Genomic DNA, 15,917 nt, shown 5'->3' on the forward strand with positions numbered 1-15,917 from the left:
CAATGGCGCAGAAGAAAGATACGTCTTCACATACCGATGATGTCGATCCCTACGTTCCGGCCGACCGTAGTGTCACGGAGCTAACGGTAAAGGCCGTACTGCTCGGTCTCGTTCTCAACGTCGTTTTGATGGCGGCGAACACGTACCTCGGACTACGCGCGGGCTTGACGATCAGTGCGTCTATTCCTGCGGCAGTCATCAGCATGGGGGCGTTTTACGGGCTGGGACGGTTCGGCATCGGTGGCACCATTCTCGAAAACAACATCGTCCAGACGATGACATCGGCGGGATCATCACTCACCGCAGGCGTGATTTTCTCGTTGGCTGGTGTGGTCTTTCTTGGAGAATCGATCGACCTCGTGACGACGGCGATGGTTGCGCTGCTGGGTGGCACCTTAGGCGTGCTGTTCATGATCCCAATGCGGCGGTATCTCATCGTCGAACAACACCAGGAGCTTCCCTATCCCGAGGGAACTGCCTGTGCAGATGTTCTTCGTACCGGAGAACAAGGCGGGCGTGGCGTTCGATTCGTCTCGGCCGGATTCATCGTGGGTGCCATCTACATGGCGCTCGCAGATATCTGGGGCGTGATCCAGACGACGATTCAGGGTGCGTTTTCGGTCGCTGAAACCCGTGGATTCACCTTCGGTGGGGATTTCACGCCCGCACTCGTCGGTGTTGGATACATCATCGGTCCGCGTATCGGTGCGTACATTCTCGGTGGAGGTCTCGTCTCGTGGATGATGTTCATCCCGCTGCTCGTTACTGGAGGGATGGTTCCGGCGGACGCCGCTCAGGCGTCGCTGTTCGAGCAAGCGAATGCCGTCTGGAGCAGCTACATCCGCTACATCGGTGCGGGTGCGATGATCGTCGGTGGGCTTTATGCGATCGGTTCAATGCGGACGACGATCGTTGATGCCGTCAGTCTCGCCAGTTCGGAATTCACGCAGGGATTGCGTAGCTCCGACCGCAAACGGACTGCCCGCGATCTCCCGATGGGTATCGTCGTTGTTGGCGCGGCCGTTGTCGCGGTCCTGTTGGTTGTCATCCCGCAGGTCCGCGTCGGACTGCTCGGTGGCATCATCGCGGTGCTGGCAGCGTTCTTGTTTGTCGCCGTCTCCTCGTATCTCGTCGGCGTCGTCGGGAGTTCCTCGAACCCTGTATCTGGAATGACGGTTGCGACGATACTGATCGCCGCGGTTGTGCTCCGCTCAACCGGCGTATCAGATCCGGTCGTGGTGTTGGTAACCGGTTCGGTTGTCGCTATCGCTGCGGCCGTCGCCGGTGACACCTCACAAGATCTCAAGACTGGCTATCTACTCGGAGCGACACCCCGGAACCAACAACTCGGTCAGCTCATCGGTATCGCTCTCTCAGCACTGCTGGCCGGGGGCATCCTTGCGTTCTTCAATCAGGCCTACGGCCTCGGGGGCCAGACGCTTCCAGCGCCACAAGCCGGACTCATGGCACTGATCGCAGAGAGCGTTCTTGGCGGGACTGCCAACTGGGGAATGGTCCTCATTGGCGGCATCTTCGGGATCGTTCTCATCCTGATGGAGATACCGGTGTTGCCGTTCGCAGTCGGCATCTATCTCCCGGTCACTCTCTCGACACCGATCTTCCTCGGCGGAGTGTTGAAAGCCCTCGTGGATCGCTACACTGCGTGGTCGGACGCAGAAACTGACACCGATCAGGTGACCCGTCAGGGCCGGATCGTCGCCGCCGGCCTCATCGCTGGCGAAGCGATTATGGGGATCGTTGTCGGTGCAATCCGTATCCTCGGTGTTGGCAGCGACAGCGGCGTCCCGTTCCCGATCGGTCTCGGTGACCAGTTCTCGCTGTGGCTGGGAGTGATCGCCATCGCTATCTTGCTCGCGTTCCTTGGTGTGAGTACGCTGTGGGGAACCAGCACAACACCAGACACGTAGGAAACTGCCAGACATGACTGAACCTGCTCGTGATCCAACTGCGGTTCCGATTCGAACAACTGATGACTGGCACTGCGAGCAGATTGATGGAACACCACACGTGACGATTCAGCGCCCTCGTCGCGTTCGAAACCGACTCGACCGGTTTCTCTTCAAACTGTTCGATACTCCAACAGACAGGGAGCTCGAACTCGATGCAGTCGGGAGCGCCGTCTGGTTGGAATGTGATGGCTCGACTACAACCGAAGAGATCGCAAACGAACTCAAAGCGACCTTTGCACCCGAACGCGTCGATCCCGTTTCAGAGACGCTGCCGTATTTTCTCACACAACTGTCTGAATTCGAGTTGATTCGCTATGAATCAGCAGCCGAAACCGAGTAATGTGCAGGTTGGTTTGATCTGACATGCAATGAAGTATAAAATATAATACCATTCTTTTCGAGACCGATTGAATCCGATGGCATGGATTTATCGGTCGAAGCAATGTTTGAGAGGGCGTCGTACCGGACGCGAACAGTTAACCAGTGCCTACCGGTCGTCATCGGTCGCGTCGGTGTCCTCAAACTGAGCCACGTATTCGTTAGGTGTTTCCTCAGTAACTCCGACTCCCTGACGGGAGTCCACGACAGACTCGGGATCGAGCTTTGGCGGAATAGCAGCGCTTTGAAGGGTCTCTACCATCGTCCACTGGTCGACGTCAGCGAGTTCGGCGGCTCTGCTGATCGAAATCCCATCGAGGGCGTACCGTCCGACCGCATAAGCAAGGGCGTCCTCGTCGGTTCCGTTCGGGGGAGCATCCGGTTTGCTCATTAGTCCTCTGATCTCCTTGAAGAGATATTGTGCTTGGACACGAAGCGTGACATCGGAAAGATAGTACAGCGTGCCGAGGTCTTCGTCAGGCACCGACACTGGCTCAAAGGATGGGTCCTGTATGTGCCGTATTCCCCTGACCAAGACCATGGGTGAGACACGAAAGAGTCGCTGGCGAACCGCAGCCCATGTGGTTGCGTCAGTCAGATCAACCGGTTCGAACGCAACAATAGCACCCGCGTCGAGTTTCGGCGTCAACTGTTGTAGTGTCACGCCACCTTGTGGCGCGTCGTGAAGAAACTCCCACAGTCCTGCTGGTGTACCACGATACTGCCGAATATCACCGTGATGGAAACTCAACACCCCATACTGCGGTCGGGTGAGAATATCGCCTTGAAGGATACCCACCCGGTAATGGACCACAACATCGCAGGCGTTCGCAATCGTCTTGACAACGCCGGATGGAATGTTGACACCGAGTCGCTCGGCTGGTTGCGCTTTACACTGGATGCACGGCACCGAGACCACCCCGTCGATCGCAGAAAGCGCCGTGTACGTCTGTGGATCTCGCCGGATGTGATACTTCACTGTTTTTACGCTAGCGTGGCAGTATCGCTTTAACCGGTGTGTGAGGGTAGAATCGGTTGAACCCTCGTCCGGGCTGGTCGCGTGAACGACGAGTGAGAGCTCTGCATTCGTGGCACGCATCATCGCTCGCACTGAGGCAACCATCCAGTCAGCGATGTTCCGTTGGCCTGTGAGAAAACAGACCTGTAGGGGTGTGCTGGACGACATGACCATCCAGCGAGTTTGACGGCGTTGATACCGATAGTTAATCACCGGTAACATTCGATATATGATAGATTATCGTCCAAGGTGTGATAGAATGGGAGTATTGCGGTAGGGACGTGCCAACTAAGGATCATTCACAGCGGGTGATTCTCAGCGTTGTATCGTGTCGGTCCTATGGACAGGCGTGTCGCATGTAGCAGAGATTATTTCCGCTATCGAAACCTGTGTTGGCTGTTATCACTATACATACACCCGATGAGTGATGTAGAGCCAACCACTGAAACCGAAGGGCATCACCACGGCCAAACAGAGGGACCGGGCTATGTGACGCCGCAAGCAGCCATCACGGAGTCGGATCCCGAGAAGATCGCGTACGTAATGAGTCTGTACGTCGGCACAGATGTTGACGCGCCCGATTTCCTCTCGGTCGTTGATGTTGACCCAGACTCCGAGACGTACACGGAAATCATCGACCGTGTCGAGATGCCAAATAAGGGCGACGAACTCCACCACTTCGGCTGGAACGCGTGTTCATCATCGTGTCACATCGGTGGGCTGGAGCGTCGACATCTCGTCATTCCAGGGCAGCGTTCCTCGCGCATTCACATCGTGGACACGAAAGACCGCCGGAATCCCCAGATCGAGACGATCATCGAACCGGAGGAGGTGTTTGAATATGATCTCTCGGCCCCACATACCGTCCACTGTATCCCAGACGGCGAAATACTCATCAGTATGCTCGGGAATGCGAACGGCGAGTTGCCCGGTGGCTTTCTCGAACTCAACGACGACTTCGAGATCGAAGGACGGTGGGACCCGCCCGGTGAGATACAGATGAACTACGATTTCTGGTACCAGCCTCGCCACAACGTGATGATCTCCTCAGAGTGGGCGGCACCGTCTACCTACTATCCTGGGTTTGATCTTGCGGACGTTGAAGCCGGAAGGTACGGCCAGCAACTACACATCTGGAACTGGACTGAACGGGAAGTCGAACAGACGATCGACCTTGGCGAGGAAGGGCAGATTCCACTCGAAGTCAGGTTTCTCCACAGCCCCGAGACCACACACGGGTACGTCGGCGCAGCGCTCTCTTCGAACATTTTTCATTTCTTTGAATCAGACGGCGAGTGGCACGCCGAGAAGGTCATTGATGTCGACGCCCGCGAACACGAAGGGTGGGAGATGCCCGTTCCCGGTCTCGTGACGGATCTTCTCGTCTCCATGGACGACCGCTACCTGTTTTTCGGGAACTGGCTCCACGGGGATGTCCGGATGTACGATATCAGCGATCCTGCCGTCCCACGGTTGGCTGACCGCGTTTGGGCGGGCGGCCACTTCGGTGATTCGTACCCCACCGGTGAACACGGTCGGGAGGTTGGCGGCGGGCCACAGATGCTTCAGTTGTCGCTCGACGGTGAACGCCTCTACTGGACGACGTCTCTCTTTTCCTCGTGGGACAATCAATTTTACCCAGAAGAGGCCGAGAACGGATCAGTGATGCTTAAAGCAGATGTCGACCCTCGGAACGGGACCATGGAGCTGGATGCGGACTTTCTCGTCGACTTCGGTGCGTTCCCGGACGGACCAGCTCGTGCCCACGAGATCCGCTGGCCGGACGGCGACTGTACCAGCGATGTCTGGCAGTAACGGATGACTACCTACGAGATCGTCCTTGAGTGGCAGGACGGACGGACCGAATCCATTCGTGTCGAAGCGGATGAAACTGTACTCGAAGTGGCCGAGCGGGCGGGGTTGGGACTGCCCTACGGCTGCCTGACTGGAGCGTGTGCGACGTGTACTGGCCGACTCACAGCAGGTGATCTCGCTTACCGACGATCTCCTCGGGCGCTCAAAAAGCACCAGCAGCGAAACGGGTATGTCCTCCTCTGCATTGCCGAACCCCGGTCGGACTGTCACATCGATGTCGGTTCGCGGATACAGGCGGAGATGATGTCTAATCCACTGAAGTAACAGCGAAGAGATGACTGATTGCGTCACTGTATGTGTTCCAGTAGTTCATCCGACACTCAGCCGTTGGTCTCCGTTGGGGTTCAATACCACCAGCGAAATCAGAGCCCGAAAGGGACACGAGTCCAAAGGGACTACACCACCCGTAATGACAAGTCCAAACTCCTCACTCACTCCCGGAAAACGCGAAATCATGGAGGCGACGTATCGGGCGCTAGAGAAGCATGGTTACGGGAATCTAACGATCCAACAGATCGCGGATGAGTTCGAGAATAGTAAATCACTGCTCTATTATCATTACGAGAGTCGGGACGAACTCCTCGTTGAGTTCCTCAACTACGTCCTCCACGAATTCATAACGGAACTGGATCTTGGTGAACGACCCCCGCGTGAACAACTCCAGTATCTAGTCGACACACTCCTTCCGGAAACGCTCGAAGAGAGAACCCATCGCGTCCAGCTTGCGATGTTTGAAATGCGTTCGAACGCACCCCACGATCTAGACTGCCGAGAACAGTACATCGAAGTCGATACGCGATTGAAATCGCTCGTGACTGGGATCTTACAACGTGGGCTTGAGACGGAGGCGTTCATCGATATCGATCCAGCCGTCGAGGCAGAGATGCTAGTGTCGTTGTTCCTCGGTACGCGAGCACGTCGGCTCACAGTCTACGATCCGGACGAATCGATTGCCGAGCTTCGGACGGGCATTTTCTCGTATATTGATCGGATCACGGCTCCGTGAAACTACTCCGCGTTTGTCGTGAATGTTATCGCACTCATACCGGTACCAGAAGAACTTTGAATATTTATTCAATATATAAGTATAGGATGAACGGACTCACTGATACAGTTACACTCATCACAGGGGCAGGATCCGGTATCGGTCGTGCAACCGCAAAACGATTTGCTCGTGAAGGGGCGGCTGTCGTTGTCGCTGATATCGACAGTGACGCGGGAGAGACAACGGTGACACAGGTCGAGGCTGCTGGCGGCACGGCAACGTTCGTTAAAGTTGATGTCGCCACTCCCGCTGAGAGCAAGGCAGCCGTTGAGACAGCTGTCGACACCTATGGAGGGCTTGACTTCGCAGTGAACAATGCTGCCACTGGGACGACACCCGTCCCCACGCCCCAAATCACCGAAACAGATTGGGACCGAACCACCGCTGTCAATCAGAAGGGTGTCTGGGCCGGTCTGAAACACGAAATACCCGCGCTTTTGGAATCCGGTGGAGGCGCTATCGTCAACGTGTCATCCGTTGCTGGAATCCGGGGGAGTCCTGGTCGAAGTCCGTACAGTGCCAGCAAGCATGGTGTTATCGGTCTGACGCGGACGGCCGCGCTTGAATTCGCTGACGACGGCGTCCGTGTGAACGCTGTCTGCCCCACGATCGTCGATACGCCCGCGCTTCAAACGATGACGGAGGAGGAACGAGCCGGTCTCATCGAAGACGTTCCGATGGGCCGTCCAGCAGCCCCCGAAGAAATCGCCAACGCGATCGTGTGGCTCTGTTCAAACGAGGCTTCGTTCATCACTGGGCATACGCTGCCGATAGATGGTGGTTCCGGAGTACAGTAACCGCTTACTACTGGGTGTGACGCACCGTGTTCGAAATCCGCAATGTTCGTATTGCTACGCGAGTTTTCCGCCATCGACGGGGAGAGCGTGTCCGTTCACATAGGACGCGTCGTCGGAAGCGAGCCAGGTGACGGTTGCGGCGATTTCTTCAGGATCAGCCATTCGATCGAGCGGTTGTTCACTAGTGATCCGATCGACAGCGTCTGAATGATTCTGCATGGCTTGTTCGACCATCGGCGTTCGGACGACACCGGGACAGACGGCGTTCACACGAACACCACGTTCACCGTAGCGAACAGCAGCCGCTTTCGTGAGACCAACGACACCGTGTTTACTGGCAACATAGGGCGCAGTGCCGTCCGCTGTGAGTCCAGCGATCGAAGAGGTGTTGATGATACTACCACCACCGTCTTCGAGGAGTGTCGGGAGTTCGTGTTTCATCGTGAGCCACACGCCCGTGAGATTGATATCGAGGACGGTGTTCCAGTTCTCGATGGTCTGATCAACAAGCGGCACGCCGTCGCCCCGAACACCAGCGTTGTTGTGGGCAATATCGAGTCCTCCGTAGGTTTCACGGGCAACCGTAACCATCTGTTGAACATCATCCTCCTCAGTGACATCAACGTGAACGAATGCGGCTTCTCCCCCGTCGGCGTGGATGGTTTCAGCCGTCTCCCTGCCAGCGTCACCATCGATATCAGCGACAACGACAGCCGCCCCTTCACGAGCAAATCGTTTCGCAGTTGCGCGGCCAATCCCACTGCCAGCACCAGTAACGAGTGCTGTCTTGTTGGCGAATCGATCGGACATCACTTAGTTGAACGAATCGTCAATATTTAAGTCATGGGATCGAATGAGGTGTGGTGTAGCTTGCTTCGGCTCGGGAGATCCCCAGAGACGGCCGCGCGTCCCTACTCCTCACGCGACCGGTCGTCGTCAACGAGTCGGGTTCGGACTGTTCGTACTCGTTGCTGGATCGTCTACCACCACGCTTGAATTCGGTTCATGAGCGTCTTACCAGCAGTGAGAATAGCAAACAGTTCGTGTCCAATAATCATCATCATGCTGAGACCGACGAGCAGCCCAGCTGCGATTGCGCTTCCACCAAGCATAAGCGAGGGAACTGCTGGAACTCTTCCGACGAATCCACCGAGAAGAGTGTATGGTACGATCGAAGCGAAGAGCCCACAGTTGCCGAGGATGATGCCAATTCTGGCCCGCCGCACCCAGCGACTCACACCGAGACGTTCCTCGGTCTGTTGGCGTATCTCGGGGGCCGTCTGCAGAGTGAGGCGATCGAGGGACCGGACATCGTCTGCTTGTGCAGAAACGGTCTCGGCACGGCGTCGCGCCTCTCGTAGCAGTTGGTCCCGGTCATACTGCTGCAGCACACGAAGCCGCTCAGCAGCCACGTAGGTGTCCGCCAACGCTAGCCGTAACTCCTCCTCAGAAACGTCGTCGAACGCCAGATCATATTGCCTATCGGGATAGGTGGTGAGTAACCGGAAATCGAGCACTCCGGCTTGGATTCGCTGTCGAATCAGCCGTTGATCACGCTGTTTCGCAGCGGTGTCAACATCTGCGAACTCATTTTGAAGCCGTTGTCGTTGGGTTTTCGTGAGCAGCGACGCGGATCTCTCATCCATACAGCAATTCTATTCATGACAGGATATATATCACTGTCTACTTGCTGGAAGGCGGTGTACCACCGTATACCACCCTACACCCGTAGTATACCGGCGCTATACCGAGGCATCTCTCGCGATTCATGGGCCCTGTCCACCGAAATTCAGCGGTCTGCAACGCTGCACTGCCAATCCCACCACCTAAATTGGTCCAAAACAGCGGTGTACGGCCGTATACTGACGATATATGGTGAAAACAGTCCTCCCCCTTTAATACAGTCCCATCGGCACACCCAGTTGGATGACTGCAATCGAATTGAGAGGAATAACGAAGCAGTATGGTGACGTGACTGCTGTTGACGAGCTTGATCTCGTCGTAGAGGACGGCACCGTCTTCGGCTTTCTTGGCCCGAACGGCGCGGGAAAGTCAACTGTGATCAATTGCATACTCGATTATATCCGACCCACTGACGGACAGATCTCCGTGTTGGGTTATGACGCCCAAGCCGAATCGCAGGCTATCTGCCAGCGCACGGGCGTTCTACCGGAGGGGTTCGACGTGTACGATCGCTTGACCGGTCGCCAACACCTCCAGTTCGTCATCGATTCGGCCGAGGCGAACGACGATCCTGAAACGATCGCTGAGCGCGTCGGCATTGGTGACGCCATTGACCGCCGGGCTGGCGGGTATTCGAAGGGCATGCAACAACGACTCATGTTGGGTACCACCCTCGTTGGCCAGCCCGAGCTGTTGATTCTCGACGAGCCGTTGTCGGGACTTGATCCGGAGGGAGTCCGCACGATGCGCGCGATCGTTCGTGAAGAGGTTGACCAGGGCGCAACCGTCTTCTTTTCGAGTCACATCCTTGAACAAGTCGAGGCCGTCTGTGACCGCGTGGGTATTCTTCAGGACGGAGCACTCATTGCTGAAGATACCGTTGCCGGCTTACGCGAGACCACTGAAGCCGAGACGACCCTCACTGTCGAGGTTGATCAGGTACCCGAGTCAGCGCTCCCGGCCCTCCGTGCATTGGATGCTGTCTCGACAGCCAGCGCCACCAACACGACTGTGACGGTACACTGTGCGGACGCAGCGAAAACGACCGTCCTGAACGAACTCGAAGTGGCCGGTGCATCGGTCCAGGATTTCGATCTGACGACAACCTCACTCGAAGACCTCTTTATGGCCTACACCGAGGGCAGTACCACATCGACGATACACGATCAGTCCAGCGAGGTGGCTGACTAATGAGTATACAACTAGTCGCGAAAAAGGAGTTTCAGGACGCCATCCGATCGCGGCTGCTGTTGCTCGTGGCGAGCCTGTTTACGGCGTTTCTGGCCTTCTATACGTATTATAAGTTTGCGATGGTCACTCCAGCTGAGCCCGCCGTGGTGGCTGACCTGTATCGGGCCGTCGCCAGCGTCGTCGCAGTCGTGGGAACGCTCCTAGGGTACAACGCGATCGTGGGCGAGCGCGAGTCAGGCAGTTTAAAATTCCTGCTCGCACAGCCCCACACGCGCCGGGATGTCGTCATCGGCAAATTCCTCGGCCGAGCAGCCGCCGTTACGGTAACAGTCGGCATCGCGTTCGCCGTCCTCAGCGTCCACTATGCCGTACTGGTTGAGGCGTCGCCGTCAGTCATAGCCTACGCGCGCTTCGGCGGCAAAATACTGGTGCTCGGCGTGGTCTTCGTCGCCATTGCAGTTGCGTTTTCGGCGGCGGTTCGCTCTACGACTGTTGCGACGTGGGGCGCGGTGTGGCTCGCGTTCCTGTTCGCGTTCGTCTGGGACTCGGTGCTCGCGGTGATCAAAACGTTCCTGTTCACGTCTCAAACCCTTCCACCGTGGTACTATCTCGTTGCACGGTTCAATCCGAAATTCACACTCGTTCACATCGACGCGACCGCGCTCGACACGACCCCATTCTATCTGGAGGCATGGTTTGGGGGCGTGATTCTAGCTGGCTGGCTCCTCGTGCCGCTCGGAGTGGCATATCTGCGGTTCCAGCGGGGTGATCTGGTATGAACCGTCGCCACCGCGCCGTTATTGCGGTGCTCATCGCTGTCCCACTGTTCGTGACTCCCCTCGTCTCCCCGGTCCCGAACTACGACGCCCACATAGAGATGGGGGTGCATCAGGAACCCGTTAATCAGTCCGCTAGTGAGACGGGACAACAACAGGTCGGAGACGCACCAACAGTGCGCTACCAGAACCTCTCAGCACCTGGCCAACGCTTGTTCGATAGCGGATACAACGACACCGTCTGGAGCGGCATCCTGATGGAGGATGCCCCAACCGTCCCGCTGGACGAAGCGCCCGAGCCGTGGGCTACGCTCGTTCCTACTAGGTCAAAGGGTGCGACAACTGTTTACGTCCACAGAGACGGACACTACTATGAAACGGTACTCCATCGATTCACACCAAAACCGTCCCTGCCAGCGTTCGGACTGCGGCTAGGATCACTCCTTGGGGCCATTGGCTTTGGAACACTCGCGGGATACTTCGGTCTCGCTTCCGAAGACTGACAGCGGTTAGCAACCCGAAAGGAAGGGCGTTCTCAGCGACACGAGAAAGCGCGTCTCAGCCCATCACCGCCTGCTGCGCTAGACGCCGACAGCAACAGCACGTCGGATCAGTGTATCGGTGGCACGGGCATGATCACCACTAAATCGAATCTGGGACAGTATTGTGTTAGCATGTAGTTAGCAAATGAGGAGCCATTCGACAGCAATGCGTCTCCGATAACGCGCTCACCTCGTGCTCACCCCCCGACGGTGTAGCGGAGCCGTGTCGTACTACTCGGTAGCCTGCCGCTCGCTATCAGACAGCTGGGGGAGGAATTCTGCGGTCCCGGCAGAAAAATAGATCACTCGGGAGCTGCGTGAACCAGTTCAAACTCAAAAAATAATGCTAATACATAATGCGACACAATCACTCATATAGTATTTTTGATTGATTATAAACTATCAAGGATAGAATATCTACAGTAATTAGTATTAGCAGAAAGATAAGATCAGGAGTGTGCGTCTATACGAAGCAATTATGATTTGATCTAGATATACAAGGTGTAATACCGGTGTCTAGTTTGAATCGTGAGGTTAATTGTTCCCTGATCAGTACCATAGAACAGCTACCACATAACAACATAACCACATACCTATGCAGCTGCCTGTTTAGTTTGAAGAAACCTTCATTACTGATATTCGTCAAGTAGTTCCGATATGTGCTCCTTCGAGAGATTGATGCAGACGACAGTACGGGCTACGATTCTCTCTGCGATATCGCGGACTCGTTCAAGAAGCACTGAGACAACGCACCGACCTCGACGGAGACAGCGGGTGTACACTGTGGCTTGGTAACAGCAAATCCATCATTCTCATCAATGCGGACCAGACCAGTGACGACAGAGAAGAATTACACCCGTACGAGTGTAATGGAAACGATCGGATCCGCTCAATCAGTGCTACCCGGCTTTCAGGCCGATGGCGGTCATCATATCGACACAACACCAAAAATTTGCTTCGAAACACACGGAGTAGTCTTCTACGCCGTTCACAACACGTTTGTACCGAACAGCCATCACCTTTCGATAGGGTGAATCCTGTTCCGCGAAGCGTTTCCTGCTGGCAGCGCATCTCTAAGTAGTACAGCGGGTCGCTTGAACGACGGCCGATGATCGTGGTTTGAACACCGTTCTTTCTCGGTTGCTATCGATCATTCTGTGGTGGAGAACACTTTCTCCCCGAGATCGCACCGCAACTGGCACGTCCGTTGGAAATATCGTGATAAATGCGCGAATACACCCTAACCAATATAAATAATCTATTAGGAGTGTCGTGTTACAGTGCTGGAGTTCTATCGAGGACACACCCGTAGCCCTGCACTGAGTGGTGTTTGAATAGCGTCCCTCTGCCTTCGTTTGTTCTACACGTTAGAACACTACCGATAAAGCGATATTTAACACGATATTTGATGTGATATGCTTGGATGATCTACCGTCAGAAAATACCTCTGCATAACTACCTGAAAACACACCGTTCATTCTCCAATAGGGAACGGACGGTACAGGCGAGTAGATTGATTCTCTGCACAGCTCACGCGTCACCCCCGATAGCTGTCGCGTCCGAGATCAAGGCTGATCGAAGGGATGGGGACAACACAGAGTAGCCGAGAAACAGCCCTGCTGATCAGCAATGCAATTAACAAAGATGTTGTGCGTAAAACATATAAATCCATAATATTTATTAGTTACCATGTCTATTGTTGGATTGGAGGGGATGTATATGCATGCAAGACGATAGCAAACCACAATCATCTAGTGGAACAGAGAGACGAATAGCAACAAGCAAAATCGGCAGACGTGGCTACATGAAGGCAGTTTCGGCCGCCGTGGCGACTGGGTTCGGCGTCGGAGCCGTAACGAGCCCAGCCGCGGCTGCCATCACGGAGAACCAGACCGGCAACGATGGCGGATACTTCTACTCGTTCTGGACCAACGACCAGGGGTCGGTCTCCATGACGTTGGGGAACGGGGGGAACTACAGCGTCGAATGGAACGACACGGGGAACTTCGTCTGCGGTAAAGGCTGGGAAACCGGCGGCCGCAGAAACGTGACCTACTCCGGTTCGTTCAACCCGTCGGGCAACTCGTACCTGTGTCTGTACGGTTGGACGACGGACCCGCTAGTCGAGTACTACATCCTCGACAACTGGGGTAGCTACCGGCCTGAACACGACTACAAGGGCACCGTCACGAGCGACGGGGAGACGTACGACATTTACGAGTCGCTGCGGGAAAACGCCCCTTCCATCATAGGCGAGGCAACGTTCCCACAGTACTGGAGCATCCGACAGTCAAGGCGGACTGGCGGTACCATCACCGCCGGTAACCACTTCGATGCGTGGATCAGTAATGGCATGGACATGGGTAGCCACGACTACCAGATCCTCGCCACCGAGGGGTACCAGAGCAGTGGAAGCTCCAACATCACGGTCGGTGACTCCGGCGGCGGAGGCGGTGGCGGTGATGACGACAACGGAGGCGGTAGTCCCGGAAACCTGATCGCGGAGATCGACCCCAGTACGACATCGGCGTCGATCGGTGAGCTGATCCAGTTCAATGTCAACAACACTGCCGACTCAGGCAACTGGATCAATTCCCTTGAGTGGGACCTCGGCAACGGAACGACCGCGACCGGTTGGTACACGGACGAACGGTACCAGTCGGCAGGGACCTACACTGTCACACTCACTGCCACCAACAACAACGGCGATACGACAACTGACTCGGTCGACATCACGATCTCGTAAGCCAGTGCGTAGACACCAGATTCATCCACTCTCGGCTTTGCCGGGTCTCTGTGGTAGCTCCGGTGACAGTATGGATGAGGGAATGCCGCCGACAAACACCTTGCAACGCTCACACAACAACGAAGCGATACGATTCACACAACCATGACGAACGACAAACGCGATAACGAGGATACACCGAAGAAACGCAACGATCCCGCTGCGATGGCGGAGAACTTGACCGACGACGAGACAAACAACGATCAGTCGACTGAATACGATGAGGGGGTTTTGGATTCGATCGGACGTCGTGACTACATGAAGGCGGTTTCGGCCGCCGTGGCGACTGGGTTCGGCGTCGGAACCATGACAGGATCGGCCGCAGCTGCCATCACGCAGAACCAGACCGGCAACGATGGCGGATACTTCTACTCGTTCTGGACCGACGCGCAAGGAACCGTCTCCATGACATTGGGTAGCGGGGGGAACTACAGCACCGAATGGAGCGACACGGGGAACTTCGTCTGCGGCAAAGGCTGGGAGACCGGTGGCCGCAGGAACGTGGCTTACTCGGGTTCGTTTAATCCGTCCGGTAACGCCTACTTGTGTCTGTACGGTTGGACGACGGACCCGCTAGTCGAGTATTATATTATTGAGAACTGGGGTAGCTACCGACCCACTGGAAATTTCAAGGGTACCGTTAACAGTGATGGCGGCACGTACGATATCTATCAGACGGAGCGCGTCAATAAGCCCTCCATCATAGGCGAGGCAACCTTCCCACAGTACTGGAGCGTCCGGCAGTCGAGGCGGACAGGTGGTACCATCACCACCGGTAATCACTTCGACGCCTGGGCCAGTAACGGCATGGACATGGGCAACCACGACTACCAGATCCTCGCCACCGAGGGGTACCAGAGCAGTGGAAGCTCCAACGTCACGGTCGGTGACTCCGGCGGTGGCGGCGGAGGCGGTGGTGGTGGCGGTGGCGGTTCCGTCCCGAACGGTACCTACCGCATTACCAACGTCAACAGCGGGAAAGTGCTCGACGTGGCGAATTCGTCCACTCAGGACGGTGCCAATGTCCAGCAGTACTCCTACGGTGGCGGTTCGAACCAGCAGTGGAACGTCGAAAGCACTGGGAGCGGCTACCGCATCGCTAACGTTAACAGCGGGAAAGTGCTCGACGTGGCGAACTCGTCGACTGGGGACGGTGCCAACGTCCAGCAGTACTCGGACGGCGGCGGCAACAACCAGCGCTTCGAACTCCACGACCAAGGCGGCGGCGAGTACCACATCCAGCCGGTCCACAGCGACAAGGCCGTCGACGTGGCGAATTCGTCGACTTCAGACGGGTCAAACGTTCAACAGTGGTCCTGGGACAGCAACAGCGATCAGCTCTGGACGTTCGACTCGGTTTGACCGCTACCGGCGACAGGGGACGCTCCGAAGGATGAGCCGTAGGAAGTCGAGTGACCGCCACTAAGTGCCGGCAGACACACCAACGGACCAGTCCGACACAGTTACGTCGGCTACCGTCGAGGCGGTCAGCAGCCCTTCGTAGCACGCTTGGAAATTGCTACTAGCGGAAGAGACCCACTCTGCATTATGAAACGCTAGTTACTAAGCCTCGGTCATATCGAACTCCGTTACTGCTGCTTGCTGGAGAGCAAAGGAGTCGCTTGAAATGAAAAACCTACGATAATACTCATACCGATCACCAAATATATATGTGATAGTAATAACTGCCAATTCGACACTATTCATATACGCTGTAATACACACTGTGTTTCCCATCAAGTGATACACGAGCAATGAGAAGAATAGTAAAGAATACAAATACACACCTCTGAAAACCAATACATTATTCAGATACATGATAAGATAGATAGAAGAGAATTATACCACAATAGACAC

The 15,917-nt window shown here is 55.8% G+C and carries 14 protein-coding genes; 11 read left to right on the plus strand and 3 right to left on the minus strand.

The genetic code is table 11. The features are described from left to right. Positions 1 to 2: 2 nt before the first annotated feature. Positions 3 to 1,928, plus strand: coding sequence for an OPT family oligopeptide transporter (locus tag EIK79_RS06970; RefSeq protein WP_124954401.1), 1,926 nt, complete (start codon positions 3 to 5; stop codon positions 1,926 to 1,928). Positions 1,929 to 1,941: 13 nt separating this feature from the next. Next, positions 1,942 to 2,310, plus strand: coding sequence for a PqqD family protein (locus EIK79_RS06975; protein WP_124954402.1), 369 nt, complete (start codon positions 1,942 to 1,944; stop codon positions 2,308 to 2,310). 147 nt (positions 2,311 to 2,457) lie between these two features. On the opposite strand, the gene EIK79_RS06980 is transcribed toward EIK79_RS06975, so the two are convergent. Then, positions 2,458 to 3,534 (minus strand): hypothetical protein, encoded by a 1,077-nt coding sequence (locus tag EIK79_RS06980; RefSeq protein ID WP_185715540.1) that lies wholly within the window; start codon positions 3,532 to 3,534, stop codon positions 2,458 to 2,460. 252 nt (positions 3,535 to 3,786) lie between these two features. Between EIK79_RS06980 and EIK79_RS06985 the strand changes: the two genes are divergently transcribed. The 4 genes from EIK79_RS06985 (at position 3,787) to EIK79_RS07000 (ending at position 7,083) form a co-directional block, all read left to right on the plus strand. Continuing rightward, positions 3,787 to 5,181, plus strand: a complete 1,395-nt coding sequence (locus EIK79_RS06985) for a selenium-binding family protein (protein ID WP_124954404.1) — start codon at positions 3,787 to 3,789, stop codon at positions 5,179 to 5,181. A 3-nt stretch (positions 5,182 to 5,184) separates the two neighbouring features. Beyond that, positions 5,185 to 5,505, plus strand: coding sequence for a 2Fe-2S iron-sulfur cluster-binding protein (locus EIK79_RS06990; protein ID WP_124954405.1), 321 nt, complete (start codon positions 5,185 to 5,187; stop codon positions 5,503 to 5,505). 145 nt (positions 5,506 to 5,650) lie between these two features. Further along, positions 5,651 to 6,247, plus strand: a complete 597-nt coding sequence (locus EIK79_RS06995) for a TetR/AcrR family transcriptional regulator (RefSeq protein ID WP_233738002.1) — start codon at positions 5,651 to 5,653, stop codon at positions 6,245 to 6,247. Between the two features lie 86 nt (positions 6,248 to 6,333). After that, on the plus strand, positions 6,334 to 7,083 hold the full coding sequence (locus EIK79_RS07000) for an SDR family NAD(P)-dependent oxidoreductase (protein WP_124954406.1): 750 nt from the start codon (positions 6,334 to 6,336) through the stop codon (positions 7,081 to 7,083). 54 nt (positions 7,084 to 7,137) lie between these two features. Here EIK79_RS07000 and EIK79_RS07005 read toward each other — a convergent pair whose 3' ends face one another. Then, positions 7,138 to 7,893 carry an SDR family NAD(P)-dependent oxidoreductase gene (locus tag EIK79_RS07005; RefSeq protein ID WP_124954407.1) on the minus strand — a complete coding sequence of 252 codons (756 nt, stop codon included), beginning with the start codon at positions 7,891 to 7,893 and terminating at the stop codon, positions 7,138 to 7,140. 170 nt (positions 7,894 to 8,063) lie between these two features. Continuing rightward, positions 8,064 to 8,729: an ABC transporter permease gene (locus EIK79_RS07010; protein ID WP_124954408.1), complete on the minus strand. Its 666-nt coding sequence runs from the start codon at positions 8,727 to 8,729 to the stop codon at positions 8,064 to 8,066. A gap of 280 nt (positions 8,730 to 9,009) precedes the next feature. On the opposite strand from EIK79_RS07010, the gene EIK79_RS07015 reads away from it, so the two are divergent. From EIK79_RS07015 to EIK79_RS19110, 5 genes are all read left to right on the plus strand, one after another. Then, positions 9,010 to 9,957 carry an ABC transporter ATP-binding protein gene (locus EIK79_RS07015; RefSeq protein ID WP_124954409.1) on the plus strand — a complete coding sequence of 316 codons (948 nt, stop codon included), beginning with the start codon at positions 9,010 to 9,012 and terminating at the stop codon, positions 9,955 to 9,957. Then, the gene (locus EIK79_RS07020; RefSeq protein WP_124954410.1) at positions 9,957 to 10,736 is read left to right on the plus strand and encodes an ABC transporter permease subunit; all 780 of its coding nucleotides are present in this window, start codon (positions 9,957 to 9,959) and stop codon (positions 10,734 to 10,736) included. The genes EIK79_RS07015 and EIK79_RS07020 overlap by 1 nt, the downstream gene beginning before the upstream one ends. Continuing rightward, the gene (locus EIK79_RS07025) at positions 10,733 to 11,236 is read left to right on the plus strand and encodes a hypothetical protein (RefSeq protein ID WP_124954411.1); all 504 of its coding nucleotides are present in this window, start codon (positions 10,733 to 10,735) and stop codon (positions 11,234 to 11,236) included. Before EIK79_RS07020 ends, EIK79_RS07025 begins: the two co-directional genes overlap by 4 nt. Positions 11,237 to 13,079: 1,843 nt before the next feature. Continuing rightward, a complete protein-coding gene (locus EIK79_RS19105; protein WP_185715541.1) occupies positions 13,080 to 14,021 on the plus strand; it encodes a glycoside hydrolase family 11 protein in 942 nt (313 codons plus the stop codon). Positions 14,022 to 14,165: 144 nt separating this feature from the next. Beyond that, entirely contained in the window at positions 14,166 to 15,422 is a 1,257-nt protein-coding gene (locus tag EIK79_RS19110) for a glycoside hydrolase family 11 protein (RefSeq protein WP_303645417.1), read from the plus strand. The last annotated feature ends 495 nt before the right edge of the window (positions 15,423 to 15,917 follow it).

It is taken from the genome of Halocatena pleomorpha (genome assembly GCF_003862495.1).
Lineage (GTDB): Archaea > Halobacteriota > Halobacteria > Halobacteriales > Haloarculaceae > Halocatena > Halocatena pleomorpha.